The organism is Streptomyces sp. NPDC021356, assembly GCF_040641015.1.
GTDB lineage: Bacteria > Actinomycetota > Actinomycetes > Streptomycetales > Streptomycetaceae > Streptomyces.
This window is the reverse complement of record NZ_JBFACU010000104.1, coordinates 1-1,660: the sequence shown is the minus strand read 5'-3', so window position 1 is coordinate 1,660 and position 1,660 is coordinate 1. Positions and strand designations below refer to the sequence as shown.

Here is a 1,660-nt window from a genome sequence, read left to right as displayed (position 1 = left end):
CCTCGATCTTGCGTGACGGTCTGCCGACGGAGTCGGCGGACCGTTTTGCTTTGTCCGGTGGGTGATGGTCAGGCCGGTGGCCCGACTGTCGTGTCGGGTGGGCGCCGGGTTCCACTTCTCCGGGTGGATTGTGCTGCTTGTCGGGACGGTGAATCTGCTGGTCAGCCGGGGTTGGGGAGTTCGGCGAGTCGGTTGAGGGCGGCGGTGATGTGGCTGGTCCAGGGCCAGTGCCGAGCAAGGCGGAGGATCCGCCGACGGCCGGTGGTGGCGAGTTGCCCGGCTGCGGAGAACAGGCGAAGCCGTAGGCGGCGGGGCTCCCAAAGCCTGGCCTTGCCGGTCAGGGCAAGCATGGGCAGCCAGGCCAGCAGGTCGAGGGCGATCTGCACGATCTCCAGCCAGACCTTGTTCTGGGCGGTGTGGTGCAGGGGGAGGTTGCGCAGGCCGGTGGCCCGGGCGGCCCGGATCCGGTCCTCAGCCCGGGCCCGCAGCCGGTGACGCAGTTCGAGTTCAGCAATCGGCAGGCCGGTGGTGTTGGTGGCGAAGCAGGTCAGCCGCATGCCGTCCGCGTCGGTGAGCCTCAACTGGGCTCCGGGGTGCGGCCGTTCTTTGCGGACGATGAGCCGCATGCCCTTGGGCCAGCCGTCCAGGACGCTGCCGGTGAGTTCGGCGACCCAGGCTCCGTCACGGATGTCGCCGTCTGCCTCCACGGCCGGTGTCCAGGCCGATGCGGGGACCTTCAGTACGTGCTGGTGGATCGCTTCGGTGATCACCATGCCGACGGAGTAGGACAGCCAGCGGCCCTGCCGGGCGAGCCAGGCGACGAAGTCGTGGGTGCCGCCCGCGGAGTCGGTGCGGATCAGGGTCTGCCGCCCGCGCCGGTACTTCTTCGGTAGTTGGGCTAGGGCCAGGCGGGTGGCGGTGATGTGGTCGGCGGCGGTGTTCGAGCCCGCGTTCCCCGGCCTGAGCAGGGCCGCGACGGGTTCTCCGGTGCCGCCCGGTCCGTGGTCGACGAAGGCCATCAGCGGGTGGTGGCCCCAGGTCTTCTTCCAGGTCGCCGCCGCGTCCTCCTTGTCCGAGTGCGCGATCACCAGCACACCGTCCAGGTCGACGGTGACCGTTCCGCCCGCATCAGGCGCCGTCTCGAGGGCCAACTGCCACACATGTTCGCGCACTTCGGCTCTGGCGGCGCGGATTGCCCGCAATGCCGTGTCGCCGCAGGCGGCGAGAGTGTCGACCAGGCGAGAGACCGTCGGGTCGGAGGCCACCGGGCCGAAGACGGCCGGCTCGGCCCGCAGCATGGCGACATCGGCCAGGCAGTCTCCGCCCATCGCGACCGCCAGCGCGAGGTCGAGGAGAATCTTCCCGGGATCGTGGACGGCCCGTGGCTTCCGCCAGGGCGCCAGCGCGGCGGATATCGCCCGGTCGAGACTGGTCTTGCGGATCGTCTCCACCAGCAGGACCGAACCTGCCTGCGAGACCACCTGCCGGCCGTCCCCCTGGACGCGGACACGTGGGTACGACGCGATAGTCTCTCTCACCTGGAAAGTGCTCTTTTCTTTGCAGCCAACAGGACCCTCAGCAAGTCCTATCGTTGCAGGTCAAGGGCACTTTCCGTGTTTCTGATCAGCTCTTGGACAGCCCATCTCGTGAAAGCGCGAGG

1 protein-coding gene is annotated in these 1,660 nt (G+C 68.9%); it reads right to left on the bottom strand.

Annotation, left to right across the window (positions count from 1 at the left end; all coding sequences use genetic code 11):
- Positions 1-161: 161 nt before the first annotated feature.
- Positions 162-1,538: an IS1380 family transposase gene (locus AB0G56_RS42155; protein WP_360981663.1), complete on the bottom strand. Its 1,377-nt coding sequence runs from the start codon at positions 1,536-1,538 to the stop codon at positions 162-164.
- Between the last annotated feature and the right edge of the window lie 122 nt (positions 1,539-1,660).